Origin of the sequence: [Flexibacter] sp. ATCC 35103 (assembly GCF_001975985.1) — a bacterium.
Taxonomy (GTDB): domain Bacteria; phylum Bacteroidota; class Bacteroidia; order Flavobacteriales; family Flavobacteriaceae; genus Flavobacterium.
Map to the genome: position 1 here is coordinate 164,926 of NZ_MTQF01000010.1, position 21,531 is coordinate 186,456.

Genomic DNA, 21,531 nt, shown 5'->3' on the forward strand with positions numbered 1-21,531 from the left:
AAATGGATTATTTGAAAGAATTAGAATTAACAGAGGACGATATACAATTTCTGAAAGCAAGAATTAAGGAATACGATAAATACAGCATTTTATGGGTAATCATTATGCTTTGTTTGTATTATGGTTTTTATCATTTAAATTTTTCAGAGGGAATTCCATCGGTGGCTTCAATTTTAGACAGCTTTATTATACTTGAATTTTTATTTTTAGGAGTTTTTACTTATGCGCTAATCAAAGGTTTTGAACGAAATGCAAAATGGAAGAAAAACCTATACAAACAAAAGAAAATTGCAGGCTCTTTTAAAGTTTTGGAGAAAATAATTACCAACCAGCATGATTCAGATTCGACGAGTCATAATGTGGTTAAAATATTTTCTGAGCCTGAAAATAAAAATAAATATATTTTTATGGATAATGATAACTTTAGAAAATTAAAGGTGGATGATTTTATTTATCTGGAATATTTTACAGATTCAGATCTCATCAAAATATTAGAATTCAACAATCGGAAATTAGAATACATAAGGTATCAAATCCACAATAACGCCTGGTGATAAATTACTTGTAAACGAGTGTTTTACTGAATTATATTTTAATTAAATTTGGATAAAACCGGATTTATAAATTAAAACAAATACCATGGAAGATTTAAAAAGCCAAACAGACTCATCTTTAAATGAGAACACGCCAAAAGTGACAGGAATTGGCGGGATTTTCTTTTTTTCAGAAAATCCTCAGGAAACCAGAGATTGGTATGCAAAGAATTTAGGACTTAATGTTAATGAATGGGGTTCGACTTTTGAATCCAGAAAAATAAATAAACCGGACGAAATAAGTTCACTGCAATGGAGTCCGTTTAAAAAAGGAGATGATTATTTTTCTCCGTCTCAAAAAGAGTTTATGATTAATTATCAGGTTCAGAATATTGAAGGACTTGTAGATAATCTAAAACAAAACGGAGTAACTGTACTGGATAATATTGAAACTTTTGATTACGGTAAATTTGTTCATATCATGGATGCAGATGGCAATAAAATAGAACTTTGGGAGCCGGTTTAATATCTTAATTATACTAAAACTGATTTTCGCAGCGGGTATTAAAGATCTTATTGAAATTTCATTTATCCATTAATAAGGTTCAATACGAATTAAACAACAATAATATGGAGGAAAATAATTATGTCTCTTTAATGAAGAATCTCGCTTCGCCATTAGATTATTCAGAAGGTTTTTATTTAGTATATATTGAAGTTGCTAAACCAACCACAGAAATAAGCGAAACGATTTTAGAACATGGTAAAATAATCTCAGAACTTGAATTTGGTTATTTATGCGAAGTCCATATGCAGGGTATTCCTGAAATCGCGCGCTCTTTATCCTTAAAAAATCATGCTATTTATCAAATGGTCAGATTGGTACGATTAAATAAAAAAACAGATAATAAGATTGATACAAAATAGCTTTGTATGATGCTCAGATACGAAAAGCTCCATTAGAAATAATGGAGCTTTTTTGTTCTTTAAATGAAGTTTATGAATCATTTTTCGTCATACTATTTTAGCTGAAATCAACTTTAAAACAGCATTTTTTTAGCTTAAATTTTGGAGTTAAAAATCAAACAAGCCTTATTTTGTTTGCTCCTTTTTGCAAAATTCCCTATATTACAGGAATTTAAAACGTCAATTTGTAACAAAATACCTTGACAGAAATATTAAGAAAATGAAACAATTACTTCAGTGGACCATCATAATTCCGGCACTTGCCTGGATTCTATTTTTTAGCGGACTAGTAGACAACAGCAGTATATTTCAGGTTATTGCAAGCATATTACTTATTCTTAGTGTTATGTCAGCCGTACACCATTCTGAGATAATAGCAGAAAGAGTTGGAGAACCTTACGGAACCATTATTCTGGCCATATCTATAACCGTTATAGAAGTTTCAATTATTGTCTCCTTAATGTTGTCAGAGGGTTCTGAAGCTGCTTCTCTAGCCCGTGACACGGTATATGCAGCGACGATGCTTATCCTGAATGGTATTATTGGACTTTGTCTTTTAATTGGTGGTTTAAAACATTATGAACAAAATTTTTCTGTTTCTTCTGTTACAATTGGCTTGGTTTCGTTGGTTTCGATTATCGTATTTACATTGGTCTTCCCTACTTTTACAGAAAGCGTTGCAGGATCTTATTATTCGACTCCGCAGCTTGTTTTCGCTTCAATTGCCTGTATTGTTATTTATTCTTCTTTTCTGTTTGCACAAACCAGCAGGTACAGACAATATTTTCTAACTGTTGGCGATGACGAAAACGAAGATGCAGTCGAACCAATAGCAATCGACAATAAAACCTTTTATACCAGTCTTGTTTTTCTTATTGTAAGTTTGGGGATTGTGGTATTATTAGCGAAAACCCTCTCTCCTACTATCGAAAGTATTATTGTAAGCTACCATCTTCCTAAAACTTTGGTGGGAGTTGTAATTGCAGCCATAATTTTACTGCCCGAAGCTATAGCAGCTATAATCGCAGCAAGAAAAAACAGGCTTCAAACCAGTATAAATTTAGCATTGGGTTCTGCTCTGGCGAGTATTGGGTTAACAATTCCCAGTGTTGCTGCAGTTTGTATCATGATGGATATGCCTATTATTTTGGGTCTGGACATTAAATCTATTGTTTTGCTTGCATTATCTGTATTTACAGTAATGTTGTCATTAAGCAAAGGAAAATCTAATATTGTTTACGGAGTCGTACTTCTGGTTAATTTATTTGCTTTTGTGTTTCTTATGATATATCCTTGATCTCATAAATAAATTATTTTTTGTGATGGAATTAGTTTTATATTAGTGTTTTAATCTACAAATAAAGAATTAACACTGGAATAAGAAAAAAATACAGAATCAAATAACATCATAACCAAACAGACAATGAAAAACAAAATTCTACTAACTTTTTTATTTTTAACGGCCTTTACTTTTGCGCAAAAGACAACTTTTAAAATTAAATATTCGGAACAGTTAGCAGTTTTTGTTTTTTTACAAAATCTTTCCCAGGATTATCCTGAAAATGTTTTTAAGACGGAATTTCAACAATCAAAATACAATATAGAGAAATATAAAAGTATAGTCTCAAAATTCGAAAAATTATCTCTTGATTATAGTTTTCGATTTGAAGAATATCCATATGGCTCAAAAAAGAGCATGCAAACAGAGGATATTTTGAAAAAAAATCTTATTGAATCCGAAAATTTAAGCGATTTCAAACTGCGGACTATTGGATTCATTCCTAATAAAACGTTGAGTGATTTAGCAGAATGTATTTCAGAATTTACGCCTGTTTATAACGAACTAATTTATTATCCGAATAAAGAAAAATTCGAAAAGCAACTTCTCGAAATCACAAACTATTCTGACGAGCAGGAAATAGAAAAATATTTTGCAACGGGATTGTTGTTCTATAATTCGAATTGGGACAAATCAATTCCTTTTATAATAGCTTTTTATCCTTTGCCTAATTCTAAAGGATTTACGGCACAAGCGTTTTGCAACAATTTTATTAGCGCGGTACAAACTGATTTAGGATCATATAAAGATCTTTTTAGTGTAATGTTACACGAAACATATCATATTATTTATGATGAACAATCAATTGAAGTAAAAACAGAAATTGATCGCTATTTTAAAGAAAATAAATCAAAATGCAGTAATTATGCGTATCAACTTATGAATGAAGCCCTGGCGACTGCATTAGGAAATGGCTATGTTTACGGAAAATTAGATGGCAAAATTGATGCTGGAGACTGGTATAATAAAAAATATATTAATCTCATGGCAAAGCAGATATATCCATTGGTTACAGCATATATTGATGAGAAGAAACCAATGGATAAAAATTTTATTGATACTTATATCAGGCTTTATGAAGAAAATTTTTCTAATTGGATAAATGAACTTGATAATATAATGACTTACAGATATGTATTGTCAGAAAATAAAAATGATGAGAATATGATAAGAAAACTGTTTAGATATCGTTCAAGATCAGAATTTGAAGATGAAATTACGGAAAGCAGTATCGAGAATATGCAGAAAACAACGCTAACAAAAATCATCATTATTTCGAAAAACAATACCGAAAAAATAAAACTGATAAAAAATAAGTTTCCGGAATTAAAAAACTGGAAAATTAATGCTGACAAAGAGTTTGCAGAGAAAATTCTATTAAATGATAAAAGCCAACTGATCGTATTAAATCAGAAAAAATCAACAATAGAAGATCTTATTAAATTGATACAATAGAAAATATATCGATCTCCTTTTTAAAATACTGATAAATTAAACTTTTGGTAAGAAATGAAAATTACACTGCAAATAATTATGCTAATTTTTATGTCGTCGGTTTATGCTCAGGAAAATGATGTAAAAAGTATCAGAACTACCAATAAAATCAAAACAAAGTATGGCGATCTTATTGTTAGCCAAAGCACAGGAAATGGAACTAAATTTACTCAAATTAGTAGTTTTATACATTTTTTTGAGGATTGCGAAGTTCAAAAAGAAACGGTTTACGTTAATTTTAATATAGATTCAGATTGCTTAATATCCTCATATGAAATGGATAAAAAAGGAAAAAGCAATTGTGCCATTACAACCATAAAGAATTTTTGCGATGAATTGATCTATATTATGAAAAAGGAAAACCTAATTAACGTTTTTGATAAAAGTGGTTGTTTTAGATTACCGTTTACAATTCAAAGTTCTCAGGAATAAGGGGAATTTATAACTATAAAAAAACTCCATTATTTTAATGGAGTTTTTTGGTTTCTAGAAGATTATTTTCTATTGAAAATTTTGACTTTTTATTTGTTTAATATTTTTTTCAATATGTTCTAAATAAATTGCATTAGTATTTATACTTCTTGAATATTTTTTTCTTGATTCCCAAGCACTTTTAGAAATTGGCTGAATTAATGGAGAAATTTGAAAATGCACTACTTCTTTCTTTCCTAAAACATTTATAAATGACATTTCAATGTAAGTTTTCACATTAACATCTCCAAAGTCTGAAATTTTCTCACGAGTTAAAAATTCATTCTCACTACAATATTTGTTATCAAATTCATAAATAAGACCTTCATTTTGTCCGGTAAATTTACCTTGACGGTTAATATATTCTGCTAGGCGAATATCTATTTCTTTATGGTCCTTTTTAACAATATTTAAAAATGATATTTCGCTTTCAATTTCAAAATTAGATATATTACTATTGTTATTAAATACAAGCCATTTTGTTACTGGATTTGTTTTAGTTGGATCATCATAATTTATTCGTTGAATTTCTATTTTTGGGGTGTTTTCCGAAGTCATAATCTTCGTTTGAATTTTCGAGATATTATTTCCTTGAGTTGCTATATTATTCGCTTGATTAGCGATGTCATTAGCTTTAAATGATACAAAAACACTAGTGACAGTTAAGGCTGTAGCTGCTAAAACTTCGAAAAATATTTTATTTCTTTCCAGAAAGCTGCGCAGATCAATTATTTTACTTTTCATAATTATTTTTAATTAGCGCGAATTTATATAAAATTAAAATTTTCTAATTAAGTAAAAATACCTGTTTATGGAATAAAATATTTTTTAAATCAGGATTAATTAAACCACCTCCAACTTCATAAAAACAATGTTAATAAGTCTTTTATTAACTTCAATTAGCTGACTATTTACAAGAAAGATATTTCTTATATTAGCCAACGATAAATGTTAATTTGTAATACAAATCCTTTATAAATTAGGAGTATTATTGCTGTTTATCGCTAACTAGTAACAAACCAAAACCACAAAAAAAAATTTTATGAAAAAAGGAACAATTCGTTTTACTTCCCTCGCTTTTATTTGTTTTACATCATCAATGTTTGCTCAATTAACATCTGAAAAAATTGATGCTTTAGTAGAAAATTCATTAAAAGAATTAAAAGTTGCCGGCGCATCAGTTGCTGTTGTAAAAGACGGAAAAGTAATTCATTTAAAAGGTTATGGCGTTAGTTCTGTAGAAACTAAAAAGCCTGTAAACGAATTTACCAATTTTCAAATAGCGTCTAATAGTAAAGCCTTTACAACTGCGGCGCTTTCTATTTTAGAAGATGAAGGCAAACTAAAATGGACAGACAAAGTAAGGGACGTTTTGCCTGAATTTAAGATGTATAATGATTATGTAACTGAGAATTTTAATATAGAAGATTTATTAACGCATCGAAGCGGACTTGGTTTAGGTATTGGCGATTTGATGTTTTTTCCTGATGGTTCAAACTTCACCATCAAAGATGTTATGACTAGTTTTCAATATTTTAAGCCAGTTTCGGCTTTTCGAACCAAATTCGATTATGATAATCTGCTTTATATTGTAGCCGGAGAAGTCATTGCAAAAGTAAGCGGTATGAGTTATGAAGCATTTGTACAAAAGAGAATCATTGAGCCTTTGCAAATGAATAATTCGTTTGCAGGAATCGATTTAATGAACGATAAAAGTAATCTGGCAGTACCACATTCGTCAGAATCAGGAACAATAAAAACTATCGAAAAATTTCAAATTCAGGTTAACGGTGCTGCCGGAGGGATAATCTCGAATGCTGCTGATATGTCTAAATGGATGATAACGCGCTTAAATAAAGGTCAATACGGAACTGATTTAAAATCAAAACTATTTTCTGAAAAAAACCATGACGAAATGTGGCGCATTCATACCACTTTAGGTGCAGATCCAAATCCCAGATATAATTCTCATTTTAGTGGTTATGGTTTGGGTTGGGGAATATCTGATGAGAAAGGAAACCTAAAAGTATCACACACAGGAGGATTACCAGGAATGCTTTCGATTGTAACTATGTATCCGGACCTTAATCTGGGAATTGTGGTTTTAACAAATACCCAAAATGGCGGTGCAGGACTTTTTACTGCAGTTACAAATACTATTGCTGATAGTTATTTGGGATTAGAAGATTATGGCTGGACCAATAAAGTAGTGGAATGGATGAAACAAGGTGAAAATACAAGTGACGACGTGACAAAAAGTATTTGGGAAAAAGTAAAATCCTCAAAAAATATAAAAGTAAAAAATGCAGATTTTATAGGAGTTTATGCTGATAAATGGTTTGGTGAAATTGAAGTATTTGAAAAAGATAAACAATTATGGTTCAAATCCTATCGTTCGCCTAAATTAAATGGTCCAATGGCTTTTTATAACGCCAATACATTTGCCATAAAATGGGAATATCAGGCAATGAATTGTGATGCTTTTGCTATGTTTTCGCTTGATGAAACAGGCAAAGCACAATCTATTTTGATGAAAGGGATTTCTCCAAACATAGATTTTAGTTTCGACTTTCAGGATTTAGATTTAAAAAGAGTAAAATAAGGCATTAAACTATAAAGATAATTATTATGAATGTAGATACATGTATACAAGGGTTTAATGACCAATTAAAACCCTATTAACTTTACTCAATAATGGCAGGATCAAATTTGTTACTTTTCTTTTTTAGTGCTTTAGGCGCTTTCAATGGTATTTTACTTTCGTTGTATTTTGCTGTAAATGCTAAAAAGAAAAATTTTACAAACTATTTTCTATCCTTGCTCCTATTGGTTTTAAGTATTAGAATTATCAAATCGATATTTTTTTATTTTAATCCGAATTTATCTAATATTTTCATTCATATTGGGCTTTCTGCCTGCGTTCTTATTGGTCCGTTTCTTTATTTATATCTAAAATCATATTCAGAAGTTGAAAAAGCAAACTGGAAACAAAATGTAATCCCTAATTTGGTAATAATTACCATTTTGGGTTCCCTATATCCTTATGTAGAACACAGGGAGATTTGGAGCAAATGGATTGTGTGTGTCATATACGCTCAATGGTTTGTTTACATTGTTTTATCTTTTAAATATATTCGTTCGATTATTCAAAAAATAAAGGGCAAAGAAACTTTAAAACGAATCGATGTTTGGTTTCTTAGTATTTATTTTGGCGTGGCATTTATCTGGTTGGCATATACATTTGCAGCTTATACATCATATATTGTTGGAGCTTTGTCCTTTACATTTGTTTTATATCTAATTATTTTACTATTAATCTTTAAAAACAGTCCTGAATCTACTTTCTTTAATGAAAAAGAGAAATACAAGAATAAAGAAATTGATAAAGAAACATTAGGTTTAATGAATCAAAAACTATCCGTTATACTAGAAAAAGAACTTTTTCTAAATCCTGATTTCTCTCTTGATGAAGCTGCAAAAGAACTTAAAGTAACCAAACATGTACTTTCGCAATATGTTAATGAAATATTGGGTAAATCTTTTTCAAACCTAATTAAAGAATATAGAATCGAAAAGGCAAAATTACTGTTAGAATCCACAAACAATTATACAATCGAAAGTTTGGGTTATGATAGTGGCTTTAGTTCAAAATCGACCTTTTTTACTACGTTTAAGAAAATTACGGGCATAACTCCTGCAGAATATCAAAAAAATATCCTGAAAAAATAAGTTCTACTTTATAATCTAAAACCCGCAAGCCGCATTAAACCTGAATATTTGTACTCATTATTAATAATTTAAAAAAATTAAAATGAGAAAAATGCTTTTATTTATTTCGGTTATTCTTTTGTCTTTAAATGTAAATGCACAAGCAAGCGACACTATAAACGATTGGAATCTGATTCAAAAAACAATAAATTTATACTTAGACGGTCAAGCTACGGGAGATTCAGTCAAAATAGGTTCTTCATTTGATGATTCCTGGCAATTGAAATATTTTGCTGATAACGAATTAAAAACCGTCACTAAAGCGCAATATGTTGTAGGTTTTACAGCGCATCCAAGACCCAAAAATTGGTCCGGTCGCACTGTATTTATAGATATTACAAACAATGTGGCAATTGCAAAAGTCGAAATTAGTACAGCAACACTTCTATTTATAGATTATTTTCATTTTATAAAGACAAACAAAGGCTGGTTAATTGTGGATAAAATTTCGACCAGAACACCTCATAAAACCGTTGAAGTTCCTGCGCCAAAAGCAAAATAATAATGTTGTTTTTTATAGTTAAACATTCTAATTTCTAACAAATGAAAATAACGATAATCTTATTATTTACTTTAACAGGCTTGAATTGTGCAAGCATCAATGCACAAAATAAAATATTATTTGTAACATCAAGCCAGGAGTTTTATGGAAACACAAATATCCCTGCCGCCAATCACTTTGAGGAAATTATTGTGCCTTATGATGCATTCATAAAAGCTGGTTACGAAGTTGATTTTATTAGCCCAAAAGGCGGTGCAATTTCTTTGGGATACATAAATACATCAGAGAGTTTGCAAAAAAAGTATTTGTATAATGGTTGGTTTATGAACAAATTAGCAAATACAATGAAACCAACGGAAATTATTTCAGATAACTATTTGGCAATTTTTTACAGTGGCGGCGGCGCAGCAATGTTTGGTGTAGCAGAAGACATTACTATTCAGAAAATTGCCGGAAAGATTTACAATAAAAAAGGAGTAATTGCTGCAATTTGCCACGGAACCGCCGGAATCGCTTATCTAAAAAACGAAAAGGGGAATTCGCTTTATGCAGGGAAAAAAATCACAGGATATCCGGATATATTCGAAAATAAAAATGCCGAATATTACAAAGCATTTCCGTTCTCGATAGACAAAGAAATAAGTAAAAATAAAGGAAACTTTAAGTATTCTGAAAAAGCCAGAGACGGTTTTTATATTGTTGACGGAAGATTTGTAACCGGACAAGATCCAAGCTCAGCACTAAAAGTTGCAAATGAAGTTATAGCGATCCTAAAAATTAATTTTGAAAACTCAAATACAGCTGTAAAAAGTGATTTGGCACAAATTACAGAAATATTGCTGGAATATATTGAAGGAACAGCAAACGGACAACCCGAAAGATTACGAAAGCCTTTTCATCCCGATTTTAATTTTTATACCGTTGCAAAAGATACTTTGTGGATACGTTCCGGCAAAGAATATATTGCGAATATAAAAGCTGGTGAAAAAAATAACCGAATTGGAAATATAATTGCAATCGACATAGAAAAAGATGCAGCAATAGCAAAAGCAGAAATCGTAATACCAAATCAGCGCACTTTTACCGATTATTTTTTGATACTTAAATATCAAAATACCTGGAAAATAGTGCATAAAAGTTATTCCTGGAAAGAATTGACAAAAAACTGAAAAGACTTAAATGGAAAAGAAAATAAAGAAGCATCATAAAAAAAACTCCTTAATTACTTAAGGAGTTTTTTTGTGAATTATCAGATTTAAACCAAGCAATTGATTTTTTTTATCGAATCATTTTTACATAAGCGCTATAAACATCATCTTTGATTGAGGTTCGAAGATAAACTTCGTTTTCGTCCTGTGTTTTAAATTCAAATTGAATTAAAGCTGCATCAGAATAATAAAATAAGAAATCATCATTTGCAAATTCAAGATTTGAAATAGGATTTGTTGTTAATTTTGCTTCCAGTGCTATTTCACCATTTGTGATGTCTATCTGAAAAAGTTTTTTCTTACGGGTATATCCCCAAATATTATCACTTTCCTCAACTATATACTCTACATTATCGCCTTTAAAATCAGTTTTCCAGAGCTGAGTTCCTGCTTTTGAATCTAAAGCATATATTGAAGAAACTTCTGGGCCTTGTGCTGCAAAATATACTTTTTTGTCTTTGCAAAATATGCGTTCTTTTACGTTATTTTGATTTTCATCAAATTTAAATTCCCATAAAATATCTGGTTTATTAGGACTTAAGGCAAAAATCACATTTTTTTCATTTGCTATAAAAACATTTTCACCATCAGTTACCGGTTTTCCATGTAAGGGTTGTTCAAAGGTTTTTTGGTAAATAAGTTTTCCTGTATTTGCATCTAAACTATAAAAATTAGATCCGCTTTGGGTAAAAACTTTATTATCGAAAGACAGAACCGGAATATCATTATTTGCAGAATCTAATTTGTAGTTCCATATCAAACTTCCATCTTTGGTATCAAGAGCATAAATATTGCCATTTTGAGAAGTTATATATAGTTTTCCGCCACTTATAACCGGAATTTGATCTTTTAGTACAATTTGATCCGTAATATTTCCTAATCTTGTTTTCCAAAAAGGTTTACCGGTTTGGTTGTCAATTGCAAAAATCTCACCATTGATAAACGGAACATATATCACGCCATCCAGCAATGTTACTGCATTTGCGCACATTTCTGTATACGCATCTGTAGCTTTTACCGTCCAGCCAATTTGCTCAGACTCTAAATCGAATGAAAAAAGAGAACCGTCGTAATCATAAATTAAAATTAAAGCCTGATCTAATGCCACTTTTTTAAGCGGCGTTATCACCTTATTAGTAACGATTTCATTAGGTGGTAAAATCTTATTATTAGAATTAGGATTGCCAGATTTTGGCGTAGTTGGCGCTTGCCCAAATATATTTATAACAGCAAATACAAATAAAAGAGTTATTATTTTTTTTTTCATTTTTAAAATTTGGGGTTAATGAAATAATATTATTTCTTCTTAGCAATAAAGTTGCTAAATGAAAGAATATCTATGTCAAATGTAGTAAAAAATTATTATAGCATTATTCGAAGTCATAAGCCTTTGAATTATGAATTACAATTCAACGAATTGTAACCAGATAACGTAGATTTACAACTATAATTGCCTTAAACCTTTTGCTCTGAAAGAGCCTCAGCAATAGCATAGTGCGAAGCGCTATGAACGAAAAAGGGTTAGAGTTTTAGCCCTGTAAGGGCAAAAAAGTAACTTTACGTATTTTAATCAAAGAATATGTTTTGACCATTTACTATAGAAAAAATCCTTAATCAAGTTATTGATGGAGGATTTAATAAAAGTTAATGATTAATTACTCATTACCAGAAACCTTAATTCGAATTACAGTAAGATTACCGTATTTTTCTAGATCTTCTTTTGTCCATTGGTATTGTTTGCCTTTAAGTCTTTTGTTAAAATTCCAGTCCAAAGGTTCTTTTATATATACATATAATCTCAGAGCACTTCCATCTATTTTTTTGTTCAATTCTTCACGACTTATAAAATAGAAAGAAAAATAAGAAGGATGATCTACAGTTGCTGTAACAAGTTTTATTTCAGGTTTTATTTCTTTTAAAAGATTTTTTAGAGGTTTATTGATGAATTGCTGCTCATTTGTTTTTAATTTATATAGATCAATTGTAGTTTGAACCAATTGTTGTGCTCTGCAGTTATAATTTATTAATAATAATAATATAGCAAAAAAAATGAATATATTTTTCATATTTTATTTAATTAAAAGGTCTTAAAGTGTATGTTTTCAATTATTTAGAGTGCAAAAAAAAATCCTCAGTCAATTTATTTGATTAAGGATTTAATAAAAGATTAATAATTTAATTATTCACTACCAGCGACCTTAATTCGAATTACAGTAAGATTACCATATTTTTCTACATCTTCTTTTGTCCACATTAATTCATTTCCTTTAGGTCTATCTTCATATTTCCATTCAATTGGAGTCTTTACATAGACATATAGTGACACTCGATCTTCCTTATTTCCTTCATTCTTTTTACGTTGTTTCAATGTTCTAAATTTAAAACTGAAATAATAAATCGGATCATCGTTAGTTGCATCTGCAGTTTTAATTTCCGGTTTTATTTCTTGTAAAAGATGTTTCAATGGTTTGTTAAGAAATTGTTGTTCATTTGTTTTTAATAAATAAACATTTTTTGTTGTTTGAACCATTTGTTGTGCTGTGCAATTATAATTTATTAAAAATAATAATATTGCTAAATTTTTCAGTATATTTTTCATATTAGATTTAATTACAAGGTGTTAAAGTATATGTTTTTGAACCATTTTGTGTAATTTCTTTACTTGTAAGAGGGTAAAATTCACCCTTACTATTTTGTTTGAGTAACGTTATACCAGCATCATATTTATCCAATATAAAAGCAATTCCGGATGTACGCCCTTCGATATTGTAGCCCATATAATCTTTCATTGCATCAATTTGATCAAATATAAAATTAGGAAACTCAGGCGGATAATTAGGTAATAAATCAGGAGGGTAATTTTTTACAAAATTCTGCGCAGCTGGCAGGTTATTAACAACAATTGCGTAAGTTTCGCCTCCAGTTACAATTATTGATGTATAAAAGGCAGAGCTTTTAGTGTTTAGTGTGACAGCTGCATAAATATCGCCTGAAGATAGCGGAGTATTATTTGGATGATTGTGGATTGCTGCCATAGCTCCCGGATATTCGCTTACTGCTACTCCGTTTGTTCCTCCATTTCTCATTACTGACTGCGAATATACGCCTGAACTTGGTGTTCCTAGAGTAATACTGTGTTCATTTCCATCAGCACCAGCCTGCACAACAGCTGCTCTTGCACTTATAAAGCCTGCATTTGATGCTATCATCGATGCTCTTACTGCAGCAAGGCATGGATCAAAAGGGGGAATTCCATTTGGGAAAAGCGGACCCGTGATTCCTGGCATATATCCAAAAGGCAGGTTGCCAAAACCACCGGGAATAGAAATATAATCAGGTAACCATACCCAGTTACTGCAAGTTGTGTAATTTTCTACAGTAACATAGTATGTGCATTCCAATCTGCTGGTTAAACTCTGTCCCTGATCAAAATTATGCAAGCCAAATAGTTCTCCATTTATATATTTTGCTGAGAATGAAATTTTATTATCACTTTTCTGAATCGTTATATAGCCTGAATATTTAGAACCAATATCGAGGATATTAAATGATTTGTCGTTATTATTAAATGATTTATCCTTGGTAGTATAAACAATATTAAACGAATTATATGTATCATCAATGTTTTTAATAAACAATAGTCTCATATAAGTTTTATAGTCTTTGTCTTCAAGAACATTTGTGGAGGTATTATTCAATAGTTGCAAAGGAACTTCAACAGCCAGTTGTCCATTATTATTGAGTAAAATGGCATTTTTCCAGTCAACAGCCTTGGTGTATTCGAGCGCTTCTAAATTCGGCTTGTTATTCTCAAAATATTTTCTGGCATTAATAATTGTTTTGTCTTTATTTGTAAGATCATTAGTGGCTGATGAATCGTTTTCGCAACTATAGAAAGCCATTCCCCAGCAAAATAACAATCCTTTTACAACACTTTTTACTTTAAATCTCATAATTGGTCTTTTAATTGTTAATATTTTATTAAAATTCCGAGATTTAAACTAAATAAGATGCCACAAAAAGTCATAAGAATATCAAAATAGGACAAGCTGAACAATCAAAAAACTAAAGGCATAAAAAAACTCCTTAATTTCTTAAGGAGTTTATATGTGTCTATTTATTTGAAAACAATTTCTCTAAAGCTTTAATATGATCCTCTTTAGATTTTAAAAGTTCCAGATTTAATCTTTTGATTTCTTCTAAAGCTTCCATCCATTTATCTACAGGATTTATATTGAAAGTTGGATAATAATTGTATCCATTAGAGTGATCATTAAAAGTATTAGAAATGATATTTATTGCTTGTTCTTCGTCAAAATTCTGAAACGCTTCAACAGGAATTCTCAACGCGCCCGAAATTTGTTTCAACAGATTATCTTCAATTACATCTTTTTGCTCCAGCATAGAAATTTTCTTCTGATTCCAGTCGTTTCCCAAATCAAAAGCCAATGATTCTTGTTTTATGCCAAGCATTTCTCTAAAACGTTTTACGTTTCTTCCCTGATGTATTTTTTGTTCCATAATAAATATCAAATTTTCCGAAGGCTCAAATATAAAGCCATCTAGATTAAAAACTCTTATTTTCAAAGGTAAAAAAATATCCTGTAAATATTCATTTGTCAGAAATTATATAAGGACAATGTTTTTATTCATTCTTATTTTCATCAATAAGTTTTGCCATATTAGCATTAAAAGGAGAAAGATTTTCATCTAAAGTAGAAAAGAAATCAAGATCGGCATTTTCTACTTCAACGATTGCTTTTTGCAAAACGGTTTCGCCTGTATTTGTTAGCTTAATCGTTTTTGCCCTTGTATCAGTTTCATGTTCCTGTCGTGTTATGAAGCCTTTATCTTCCAGCGTTCGCAATACTTTTGAAACCATCATTCTGTCAGCATTACTTTGATTGGCAATATCAATTTGTGTAACAGAATCGCTTTTTTTCGAAAGCCAGCCTAAAGCAGCCAACAACACAAATTGAGTTTGCGTTAAATCTAATGGATCTAAAACTTTTTTTAGTTTGCGCTGCCAAAGCATTGTTAGTTGTCCAAGCAAATAACCAGGACTATCTTTTGGACTTTTAAAATGAAAATTAATTTCTTTAGGCATAATGATATTGAAGCATTTGTGTCGATATTAAGTCAAAATCGAGTTTATAAATTTCAAAGATAATCAAGAGAATCTGTAGCAAATCTGGATAAGAAATTATTTTGTTCTTGAATTTGTTTCTAAAATTACTAAATAATTTACTTTTATTTTGTCTCCAAAAATGTAAGTTTATAACCGTCAAGGTCTTTTACGTGAAATGCTCTGCCAAAAGGTGTTTCTATAATTGGTCCAGCTGTGGTTACTCCATTCGTTATCAATTTTTCTTTCAATTCGTCTACATTTTCGTTAACAGCAAACCAAAGTGCCACGCCAGTTCCTAATTCTTTGCCTTCAATTGGTTCGAGAGGTGTGCGAATAGCAAAACTCGCTTGTCCTTGATTGTACTTAAAAATACAGGCTTGTGGGTTTGTGTTTCCAATTTCAAAACCTAATTTTTGCTCGTAGAAGTCTTTCGATGCTTCTAAATTATTTACTTGTAGTGACGCAAATGTTAATTCTCTCATTTTTAATAAATTTAAATTGTTGTCACAAATATAATATACACGACAACAATATACAAATAGTTTGTATATTTATTTTTTGAAAGTAAAAATTAGAATTGAATATTTAGAAAGTTATAGAAGTATATCAGCGCATGTTTTTAAGTTCCCAGTGTTTGACAACGTAGTAATTCCAAATTCCTTTTTGCACCGTAATTTCTAATGAATAGTCTTTTGGATTGCGATTATAATTTTGCCGATTCATTTCCTGACTAACGCTGAAGACTTCAGTCCGGTTTTGAAACTTAAAAGAAATATCCGGATTTTTTCTAGTATAAAAACCATCTACTTTACAATTTATTATTTCGATCTGATTTTTTTCTGCTTCTCTGGTGTTTATATAATTCCATGTTACGCCAGCAAATTGTCCAAAACTCAAATATGAAACTATAATTCCTTGCAGTAAATAAAACAAAATCACATATATTTTTTCATATGCCTTGGTAAAACTCAAATATGTCCTAATTAAGAAATCTTTCCTGTAAATCCCAAAAAATAATATTCCGATACATAATGGCAGAAAAAATATATAAATGTTATATCGAATATCGTGTCCAATTGTTGCACTTTCGAAGAATGTATGGTTTATAATAGCAAAAATCATAGCTAATATTAAAAGAATATAATGCCTTTGGTTGATTTTTTTCTCTTTGTTCTTAAGCTTCCTTCTTTCTATTTTCTTTAGATTTTGTTTTGATCTCAAATGTATTCGTATTAATTATTCATCTATTTTTTGATTATTCTAAAATATCTTATAATGTCTTGTTTATGATTTGTGTATGCAAGAATAAAACAATAAAGCCATAAAAAGAAGCTGGCAATAAAATAGTTTGAATTCATATTTATTTTGACTTGAATGAATTAATTACAATAAAGATTTTTCTTATATTAGTCCAAAAAAATCTAATTAATAATATATAGCTAATATAGCTTGGATGTCTTCTGGTTATTTTATTTTGTTAGCTCCCAATCTTATAAAAACCTCATGTATAAAAGAAATTTAGAACAAATTCTATCAATATTTTTTTTGGTTTTAACCGTAAATTTCGCTGTCGGACAGAAAAAAGAGTTCAGGGAAATGACTGTTGATAGTTTAACTTTCGCAAATAATAAAAAAATAGTAAACAGTCTAAATACTGATGTTTTTGAAAAAAAAATATTTACTAAAAAAAACATTCAAATTCCTTACAGACTCCTAAAACCAAAAGATAATAATAACCAAAAATATCCTTTAGTAATTACCTTTCACAACTCTACCCGATTAGGAAATGATAATGAAAACCAACTTGAACCATTTGCGAAAATTTGGTTAAGACCTGAAATTTATACTAAATATCAATGTTATGTAATAGCGCCGCAATTCAATAAGCGTTCTTCAGATTATGAGAAAAACAGTGATGGAATTCAAATTTCGAAACCTTCAGAAGATGTTTTTGCCTTATTAGAACTAATTCAAAACGTTGAAAAAGAATATCCAAATATTGATAAAAACAGGATTTACCTAATTGGTTATTCTATGGGTGGTTCTACGGCACAAAATTTACTAAATCTTGCGCCAGACAAATTTGCGGCCACTGTTTCTATTGCGGCTGTTCCTGATTTTTCTAATCTCAAAAAAATAAAAAGCAAAAATATATGGCTTATTCACGGCGAAAAAGATGATGAAAATCCTTATGTTGGAAGTCTTGAATTGTTTCGTAAAATGCCGTCAGATAAAAATCTCATCTTTACTACATTTAGCAACCTAAATCATAATAACATTGTTATTCCGTTTTTAACAACCGAAGAAATTCCAAAATGGTTATTTGATAAGCATAAATAAAAAATTGAGGTACAACTTAAGATATTACAGCTTGCATTTGAAATTTGTGTTGGTTCTAGTACGAAAAAATATTTATTATATTAGCCTGAATAAAAGCTAATTATAAATAAAAAATTTAGTCAGGCAGAAAAACCGTTTTTAAAAATGAAAAGGAACTTGCAAACTTTCCCAACATTGCTTACCGAAAGGTTAACACTTCGTAAACTTTCAAAAAATGATTCCGAAGAAATATTGCAATTGCGTTCAGACACAGAAATAAATAAATTTCTTGACAGAAAGCCAAGCAAAACAATAGAAGATGCCTTAAATTTTATCGAAATAATAATTCAAAATGAAAGCGAGGAACTTTTTTACTGGGCAATTACAAAAACCGGTGAGGATAAGCTTATTGGCACAATTTGTCTATTTGACTTTTTAGACGATCTAAAGAAATGTGAAATTGGATATGAGCTTCTTACTCCATATCAGCATCAGGGAATTATGATTGAAGCTGCGAAGAAAGTTCTGGAATACGCAATTAAAACACTTGAAATAAAAGCGATAGATGCGCAAACACATCAAGATAATCAAAGCTCAACGAAACTTCTTCAGAAATTAAATTTTAAGAAACTAGATGATATTGTAGAAAATAATCCTAATCTTATTTTGTATCGATTGACGACTTGAAGTTGTTAAGTATCTGTTTTCTTAGGAGAATATCTCTGACTTCGCATTCGGTATTCGGATTAACAAACATCGTAAAAATGTAAAACAAGGAAACTATTTTAAGAGTCTTTTTTTTGCTTGATTTGAAGTAACTAACATTAAAATAATTTATTGATCGAAATGAAATTAATTTATATTTAACCATTATAAAAACAATAGTAAAATCATCAAATTAACAACTTCCAAAGATTTATGTCTCAAGATATATCATTAATAATTTTTGCTGAAAATGACTTTGAAATTGCAGCAGAAATGCCACATTTTATTAATTCGGGAGTTTTGTATATACCAGTTCCTATTTTTGAAGGATTTGAATATGGGGAATTAATAACAGATGTTTTGAATAAAAATGATTCTAATATGTTAAACTATAAAAATGATTATCATTTTATAGAATTAGCAAACGAAATTGGTGCAAAAAATTATATAGCGCTTCATTTCTCTGAATACGGATCGATGACAATTAACCATTATGAGTTTGCTGTTCTGGAAAACGTTTTTATAAAGGATTCTATTTGGAGTACTGGCGGTCTAATAACTTCTGAAAATATAGATTCGTTTGAAGAGAATTATGAAAACAATAAAGGAGAAATTTTATTAAATATAAAAGTTGACCATAATTTTATTGAGCATTTAAAAAATTACGGCTCATGTAAATCGGTATATGAAAAATGGGGAAATAAAGTCAATTTTCAAGAAGTTCAGAATTATTATATTCAAAAACAGTTAGCAGAAAGAACAGATATCAATTTTGATGAAAGAGGATACAAAACTTTTACTGCTGATCTTTTTACAGATGCAAGTGAAAATATAGCAACAAATTCAAATAAGGAACAAATGGATAAATTTAAAACTTTATGGAAGATAATTAAATATAAGTTTAAAATTTAGAAAATTCATTTTAGAAAAGGCATAAAAAAACTCCTTAATTTCTTAAGGAGTTTCTTGGTGGGCGATGAGGGGTTCGAACCCCCGACCCCCTCGGTGTAAACGAGGTGCTCTGAACCAGCTGAGCTAATCGCCCTATTTTACTAGGTTGCTATCGTTATGTGATTGCGAGTGCAAATATACAGCTAGATTTTGTATTTGCAAGCGTTTTTTGAAATAAAATGAAATATTTTTTAGCTTTTTTATTTAGTAATCTATTTTTCAGCTTCTTAAAAAATGAAAAAAAATGCTATTTCCTTATATTTAGTTAAAAATACAGATGGCAAACTCTAATTTATAATAATCCTTTGTATTCATTTGCTATAATCATACATTTGTAAACCTTAATTGTATACTCAAATGGCAAGATTTAAAGAAAATGATTTACCAAAATCAAAAATAACCGCTACTTCACTTAACAAAGCAACTATAATATTCAAATACGCCGGAAAGCACCAATGGAAATTTTATGTTGGCTTGGTTTTCCTTTTACTTACAGGAGCCACTGCCCTCGCCTTTCCTAAATTAATGGGAATGTTGATTGACTGTGTAAAAAATAAAGACAATGATCAGGCAAACAAAATTGCTTTAGGATTAATTGTGATCTTATTTCTGCAATCGTTCTGTTCGTTTTTCAGATTGTCTTTGTTTGTTAATTTTACCGAAAACACATTAGCAAACCTGCGATTATCACTATATACCAATTTAGTAAAACTGCCAATGACATTTTTCTCTCAAAAAAGAGTTGGAGAACTAAACAGTCGTATAAGTGCAGATATTACTCAGATCCAGGATACGCTAACATCGACAATTGCCGAGTTTTTACGTCAATTTATACTTATTATAGGCGGGGTTATTTTATTGGCTACAGAAAGCTTTAAATTAACCTTATTAATGTTGGCCGTAGTTCCTCTTGTAGCCGTTGCTGCTGTAATTTTTGGACGTTTTATTCGAAAATATTCAAAACAAGTTCAGGATCAGGTTGCAGAAAGCCAGGTTATTGTAGAAGAAACCATGCAGGGAATTAGTATCGTAAAAGCTTTTGCAAACGAATGGTACGAAGTTGCCCGTTATAAAGGTAAAATTAGCGAAGTTGTAAAACTGGCTATCAAAGGCGGTAAATATCGTGGTTACTTTGCATCGTTTATTATTTTCTGTTTATTTGGTGCTATCGTTGCTGTTGTGTGGTACGGAGTTCGGTTAAGTATTGCAGGCGAAATGAGCGTTGGACAATTAATTTCATTTGTATTGTATTCGACATTTGTTGGCGCTTCATTTGGTGGAATTGCCGAGTTATATGCACAAATTCAAAAAGCAATTGGCGCTACCGAAAGAGTTTTTGAATTATTAGAAGAAACTCCGGAGAAAATAAATGCAGTACAAAATAGTACTCCACTAGAAAAAATAAAAGGAAATGTATCTTTCAAAAATGTAGCTTTTAACTATCCTTCAAGAAAAGAAGTTCAGGTATTAAAAGATGTGAATTTTACTGCTGAATTTGGACAAAAAATCGCGATTGTAGGTCCAAGTGGCGCCGGAAAATCTACTATTTCTTCCCTTTTACTGCGTTTCTATGATATTAGTTCAGGAGAAATCACAGTTGACGGAAAAAATATCTACGATTATGATCTTGAAAATCTTCGTGGTAATATGAGTATTGTTCCTCAGGATGTAATTTTATTTGGCGGAACCATCAAGGAAAATATTGCATACGGAAAACCAGATGCAACCAATGAAGAAATTATCCTGGCTGCAAAACAAGCAAATGCTTTTAATTTTGTAGAAGGTTTCCCTGAGAAATTTGAAACTGTCGTAGGAGAACGCGGCGTAAAATTATCCGGAGGACAACGCCAGCGTATTGCAATTGCCAGAGCATTGCTTAAAAATCCAAGTATTTTGATATTAGATGAAGCAACATCATCTTTAGACAGCGAAAGCGAAAAATTAGTTCAGGAAGCGTTAGAAGTTTTAATGGAAGGAAGAACAAGTATTATTATTGCTCACCGCCTTTCGACTATTAGAAACGCTGATAAAATATTAGTTTTAGATAACGGAAAAATAACCGAAGAAGGAACGCATCAGGAATTAATAAATCTCGAAAACGGAACCTATAAAAACCTAAGTAATCTTCAGTTTAGTAATTATTAGTT

The 21,531-nt window shown here is 30.3% G+C and carries 23 protein-coding genes and 1 tRNA gene; 14 read left to right on the forward strand and 10 right to left on the reverse strand.

What is annotated here, in order from left to right; genetic code table 11:
* Positions 1 to 2 precede the first annotated feature (2 nt).
* The 6 genes from BXU01_RS19210 (at position 3) to BXU01_RS19235 (ending at position 4,764) form a co-directional block, all read left to right on the forward strand.
* On the forward strand, positions 3 to 554 hold the full coding sequence (locus BXU01_RS19210; protein WP_083694788.1) for a hypothetical protein: 552 nt from the start codon (positions 3 to 5) through the stop codon (positions 552 to 554).
* Positions 555 to 639: 85 nt separating this feature from the next.
* On the forward strand, positions 640 to 1,059 hold the full coding sequence (locus BXU01_RS19215) for a VOC family protein (protein WP_083694789.1): 420 nt from the start codon (positions 640 to 642) through the stop codon (positions 1,057 to 1,059).
* A gap of 104 nt (positions 1,060 to 1,163) precedes the next feature.
* Positions 1,164 to 1,460 carry a hypothetical protein gene (locus BXU01_RS19220; RefSeq protein WP_123774117.1) on the forward strand — a complete coding sequence of 99 codons (297 nt, stop codon included), beginning with the start codon at positions 1,164 to 1,166 and terminating at the stop codon, positions 1,458 to 1,460.
* Between the two features lie 259 nt (positions 1,461 to 1,719).
* Positions 1,720 to 2,796: a calcium:proton antiporter gene (locus BXU01_RS19225; RefSeq protein WP_083694791.1), complete on the forward strand. Its 1,077-nt coding sequence runs from the start codon at positions 1,720 to 1,722 to the stop codon at positions 2,794 to 2,796.
* Between the two features lie 126 nt (positions 2,797 to 2,922).
* Entirely contained in the window at positions 2,923 to 4,293 is a 1,371-nt protein-coding gene (locus BXU01_RS19230; protein ID WP_083694792.1) for a hypothetical protein, read from the forward strand.
* Positions 4,294 to 4,347: 54 nt separating this feature from the next.
* Positions 4,348 to 4,764 carry a hypothetical protein gene (locus BXU01_RS19235; protein WP_083694793.1) on the forward strand — a complete coding sequence of 139 codons (417 nt, stop codon included), beginning with the start codon at positions 4,348 to 4,350 and terminating at the stop codon, positions 4,762 to 4,764.
* Between the two features lie 69 nt (positions 4,765 to 4,833).
* Here the strand turns inward: BXU01_RS19235 and BXU01_RS19240 are convergent, their stop codons facing one another.
* Entirely contained in the window at positions 4,834 to 5,547 is a 714-nt protein-coding gene (locus tag BXU01_RS19240) for a hypothetical protein (protein ID WP_083694794.1), read from the reverse strand.
* 298 nt (positions 5,548 to 5,845) lie between these two features.
* Between BXU01_RS19240 and BXU01_RS19245 the strand changes: the two genes are divergently transcribed.
* From BXU01_RS19245 to BXU01_RS19260, 4 genes are all read left to right on the forward strand, one after another.
* Positions 5,846 to 7,405 carry a serine hydrolase gene (locus BXU01_RS19245; RefSeq protein ID WP_083694795.1) on the forward strand — a complete coding sequence of 520 codons (1,560 nt, stop codon included), beginning with the start codon at positions 5,846 to 5,848 and terminating at the stop codon, positions 7,403 to 7,405.
* A 92-nt stretch (positions 7,406 to 7,497) separates the two neighbouring features.
* A complete protein-coding gene (locus BXU01_RS19250) occupies positions 7,498 to 8,532 on the forward strand; it encodes an AraC family transcriptional regulator (RefSeq protein ID WP_083694796.1) in 1,035 nt (344 codons plus the stop codon).
* 82 nt (positions 8,533 to 8,614) lie between these two features.
* Positions 8,615 to 9,073 carry a nuclear transport factor 2 family protein gene (locus tag BXU01_RS19255; RefSeq protein ID WP_083694797.1) on the forward strand — a complete coding sequence of 153 codons (459 nt, stop codon included), beginning with the start codon at positions 8,615 to 8,617 and terminating at the stop codon, positions 9,071 to 9,073.
* Between the two features lie 41 nt (positions 9,074 to 9,114).
* Positions 9,115 to 10,242: a nuclear transport factor 2 family protein gene (locus BXU01_RS19260; protein WP_083694798.1), complete on the forward strand. Its 1,128-nt coding sequence runs from the start codon at positions 9,115 to 9,117 to the stop codon at positions 10,240 to 10,242.
* 109 nt (positions 10,243 to 10,351) lie between these two features.
* Here BXU01_RS19260 and BXU01_RS19265 read toward each other — a convergent pair whose 3' ends face one another.
* The 8 genes from BXU01_RS19265 to BXU01_RS19300 all read right to left on the reverse strand — a co-directional run bounded on the left by BXU01_RS19265 (position 10,352) and on the right by BXU01_RS19300 (position 16,381).
* Entirely contained in the window at positions 10,352 to 11,548 is a 1,197-nt protein-coding gene (locus tag BXU01_RS19265) for a PQQ-binding-like beta-propeller repeat protein (RefSeq protein ID WP_083694799.1), read from the reverse strand.
* A gap of 388 nt (positions 11,549 to 11,936) precedes the next feature.
* Positions 11,937 to 12,347, reverse strand: coding sequence for a hypothetical protein (locus BXU01_RS19270; RefSeq protein ID WP_083694800.1), 411 nt, complete (start codon positions 12,345 to 12,347; stop codon positions 11,937 to 11,939).
* A gap of 113 nt (positions 12,348 to 12,460) precedes the next feature.
* Positions 12,461 to 12,880: a hypothetical protein gene (locus BXU01_RS19275; RefSeq protein WP_083694801.1), complete on the reverse strand. Its 420-nt coding sequence runs from the start codon at positions 12,878 to 12,880 to the stop codon at positions 12,461 to 12,463.
* 7 nt (positions 12,881 to 12,887) lie between these two features.
* Entirely contained in the window at positions 12,888 to 14,234 is a 1,347-nt protein-coding gene (locus tag BXU01_RS19280; RefSeq protein WP_083694802.1) for a hypothetical protein, read from the reverse strand.
* 160 nt (positions 14,235 to 14,394) lie between these two features.
* Positions 14,395 to 14,802 carry a helix-turn-helix transcriptional regulator gene (locus BXU01_RS19285; protein ID WP_083694803.1) on the reverse strand — a complete coding sequence of 136 codons (408 nt, stop codon included), beginning with the start codon at positions 14,800 to 14,802 and terminating at the stop codon, positions 14,395 to 14,397.
* Positions 14,803 to 14,926: 124 nt separating this feature from the next.
* A complete protein-coding gene (locus tag BXU01_RS19290; RefSeq protein ID WP_083694804.1) occupies positions 14,927 to 15,388 on the reverse strand; it encodes a MarR family winged helix-turn-helix transcriptional regulator in 462 nt (153 codons plus the stop codon).
* Between the two features lie 143 nt (positions 15,389 to 15,531).
* On the reverse strand, positions 15,532 to 15,891 hold the full coding sequence (locus tag BXU01_RS19295; RefSeq protein ID WP_083694805.1) for a VOC family protein: 360 nt from the start codon (positions 15,889 to 15,891) through the stop codon (positions 15,532 to 15,534).
* 124 nt (positions 15,892 to 16,015) lie between these two features.
* Positions 16,016 to 16,381 carry a hypothetical protein gene (locus tag BXU01_RS19300; protein WP_123774119.1) on the reverse strand — a complete coding sequence of 122 codons (366 nt, stop codon included), beginning with the start codon at positions 16,379 to 16,381 and terminating at the stop codon, positions 16,016 to 16,018.
* A 531-nt stretch (positions 16,382 to 16,912) separates the two neighbouring features.
* Here BXU01_RS19300 and BXU01_RS19305 point away from each other — a divergent pair.
* From BXU01_RS19305 to BXU01_RS19315, 3 genes are all read left to right on the forward strand, one after another.
* Complete coding sequence (locus BXU01_RS19305) at positions 16,913 to 17,749, forward strand: prolyl oligopeptidase family serine peptidase (RefSeq protein WP_083694807.1); 837 nt, start codon at positions 16,913 to 16,915, stop codon at positions 17,747 to 17,749.
* A gap of 144 nt (positions 17,750 to 17,893) precedes the next feature.
* On the forward strand, positions 17,894 to 18,415 hold the full coding sequence (locus tag BXU01_RS19310; protein ID WP_083694808.1) for a GNAT family N-acetyltransferase: 522 nt from the start codon (positions 17,894 to 17,896) through the stop codon (positions 18,413 to 18,415).
* A 231-nt stretch (positions 18,416 to 18,646) separates the two neighbouring features.
* Positions 18,647 to 19,345, forward strand: coding sequence for a hypothetical protein (locus BXU01_RS19315; RefSeq protein ID WP_083694809.1), 699 nt, complete (start codon positions 18,647 to 18,649; stop codon positions 19,343 to 19,345).
* A gap of 55 nt (positions 19,346 to 19,400) precedes the next feature.
* On the opposite strand, the gene BXU01_RS19320 is transcribed toward BXU01_RS19315, so the two are convergent.
* A tRNA-Val gene (locus tag BXU01_RS19320) sits at positions 19,401 to 19,478 on the reverse strand.
* 263 nt (positions 19,479 to 19,741) lie between these two features.
* Between BXU01_RS19320 and BXU01_RS19325 the strand changes: the two genes are divergently transcribed.
* Positions 19,742 to 21,529 (forward strand): ABC transporter ATP-binding protein, encoded by a 1,788-nt coding sequence (locus BXU01_RS19325; protein WP_083694810.1) that lies wholly within the window; start codon positions 19,742 to 19,744, stop codon positions 21,527 to 21,529.
* Positions 21,530 to 21,531 lie beyond the last annotated feature (2 nt).

What these genes read in the sequence shown, in the direction of transcription:
- BXU01_RS19270 (WP_083694800.1), bottom strand. Translation starts at nt 12,347, where the DNA reads ATGAAAAATATATTCATTTTTTTTGCTATATTATTATTATTAATAAAT.
- BXU01_RS19240 (WP_083694794.1), bottom strand. Translation starts at nt 5,547, where the DNA reads ATGAAAAGTAAAATAATTGATCTGCGCAGCTTTCTGGAAAGAAATAAA.
- BXU01_RS19290 (WP_083694804.1), bottom strand. Translation starts at nt 15,388, where the DNA reads ATGCCTAAAGAAATTAATTTTCATTTTAAAAGTCCAAAAGATAGTCCT.
- BXU01_RS19215 (WP_083694789.1), top strand. Translation starts at nt 640, where the DNA reads ATGGAAGATTTAAAAAGCCAAACAGACTCATCTTTAAATGAGAACACG.
- BXU01_RS19250 (WP_083694796.1), top strand. Translation starts at nt 7,498, where the DNA reads ATGGCAGGATCAAATTTGTTACTTTTCTTTTTTAGTGCTTTAGGCGCT.
- BXU01_RS19225 (WP_083694791.1), top strand. Translation starts at nt 1,720, where the DNA reads ATGAAACAATTACTTCAGTGGACCATCATAATTCCGGCACTTGCCTGG.
- BXU01_RS19280 (WP_083694802.1), bottom strand. Translation starts at nt 14,234, where the DNA reads ATGAGATTTAAAGTAAAAAGTGTTGTAAAAGGATTGTTATTTTGCTGG.
- BXU01_RS19310 (WP_083694808.1), top strand. Translation starts at nt 17,894, where the DNA reads ATGAAAAGGAACTTGCAAACTTTCCCAACATTGCTTACCGAAAGGTTA.
- BXU01_RS19295 (WP_083694805.1), bottom strand. Translation starts at nt 15,891, where the DNA reads ATGAGAGAATTAACATTTGCGTCACTACAAGTAAATAATTTAGAAGCA.
- BXU01_RS19255 (WP_083694797.1), top strand. Translation starts at nt 8,615, where the DNA reads ATGAGAAAAATGCTTTTATTTATTTCGGTTATTCTTTTGTCTTTAAAT.
- BXU01_RS19325 (WP_083694810.1), top strand. Translation starts at nt 19,742, where the DNA reads ATGGCAAGATTTAAAGAAAATGATTTACCAAAATCAAAAATAACCGCT.
- BXU01_RS19235 (WP_083694793.1), top strand. Translation starts at nt 4,348, where the DNA reads ATGAAAATTACACTGCAAATAATTATGCTAATTTTTATGTCGTCGGTT.
- BXU01_RS19220 (WP_123774117.1), top strand. Translation starts at nt 1,164, where the DNA reads ATGGAGGAAAATAATTATGTCTCTTTAATGAAGAATCTCGCTTCGCCA.
- BXU01_RS19275 (WP_083694801.1), bottom strand. Translation starts at nt 12,880, where the DNA reads ATGAAAAATATACTGAAAAATTTAGCAATATTATTATTTTTAATAAAT.
- BXU01_RS19210 (WP_083694788.1), top strand. Translation starts at nt 3, where the DNA reads ATGGATTATTTGAAAGAATTAGAATTAACAGAGGACGATATACAATTT.
- BXU01_RS19230 (WP_083694792.1), top strand. Translation starts at nt 2,923, where the DNA reads ATGAAAAACAAAATTCTACTAACTTTTTTATTTTTAACGGCCTTTACT.
- BXU01_RS19305 (WP_083694807.1), top strand. Translation starts at nt 16,913, where the DNA reads ATGTATAAAAGAAATTTAGAACAAATTCTATCAATATTTTTTTTGGTT.
- BXU01_RS19245 (WP_083694795.1), top strand. Translation starts at nt 5,846, where the DNA reads ATGAAAAAAGGAACAATTCGTTTTACTTCCCTCGCTTTTATTTGTTTT.
- BXU01_RS19315 (WP_083694809.1), top strand. Translation starts at nt 18,647, where the DNA reads ATGTCTCAAGATATATCATTAATAATTTTTGCTGAAAATGACTTTGAA.
- BXU01_RS19260 (WP_083694798.1), top strand. Translation starts at nt 9,115, where the DNA reads ATGAAAATAACGATAATCTTATTATTTACTTTAACAGGCTTGAATTGT.
- BXU01_RS19265 (WP_083694799.1), bottom strand. Translation starts at nt 11,548, where the DNA reads ATGAAAAAAAAAATAATAACTCTTTTATTTGTATTTGCTGTTATAAAT.
- BXU01_RS19285 (WP_083694803.1), bottom strand. Translation starts at nt 14,802, where the DNA reads ATGGAACAAAAAATACATCAGGGAAGAAACGTAAAACGTTTTAGAGAA.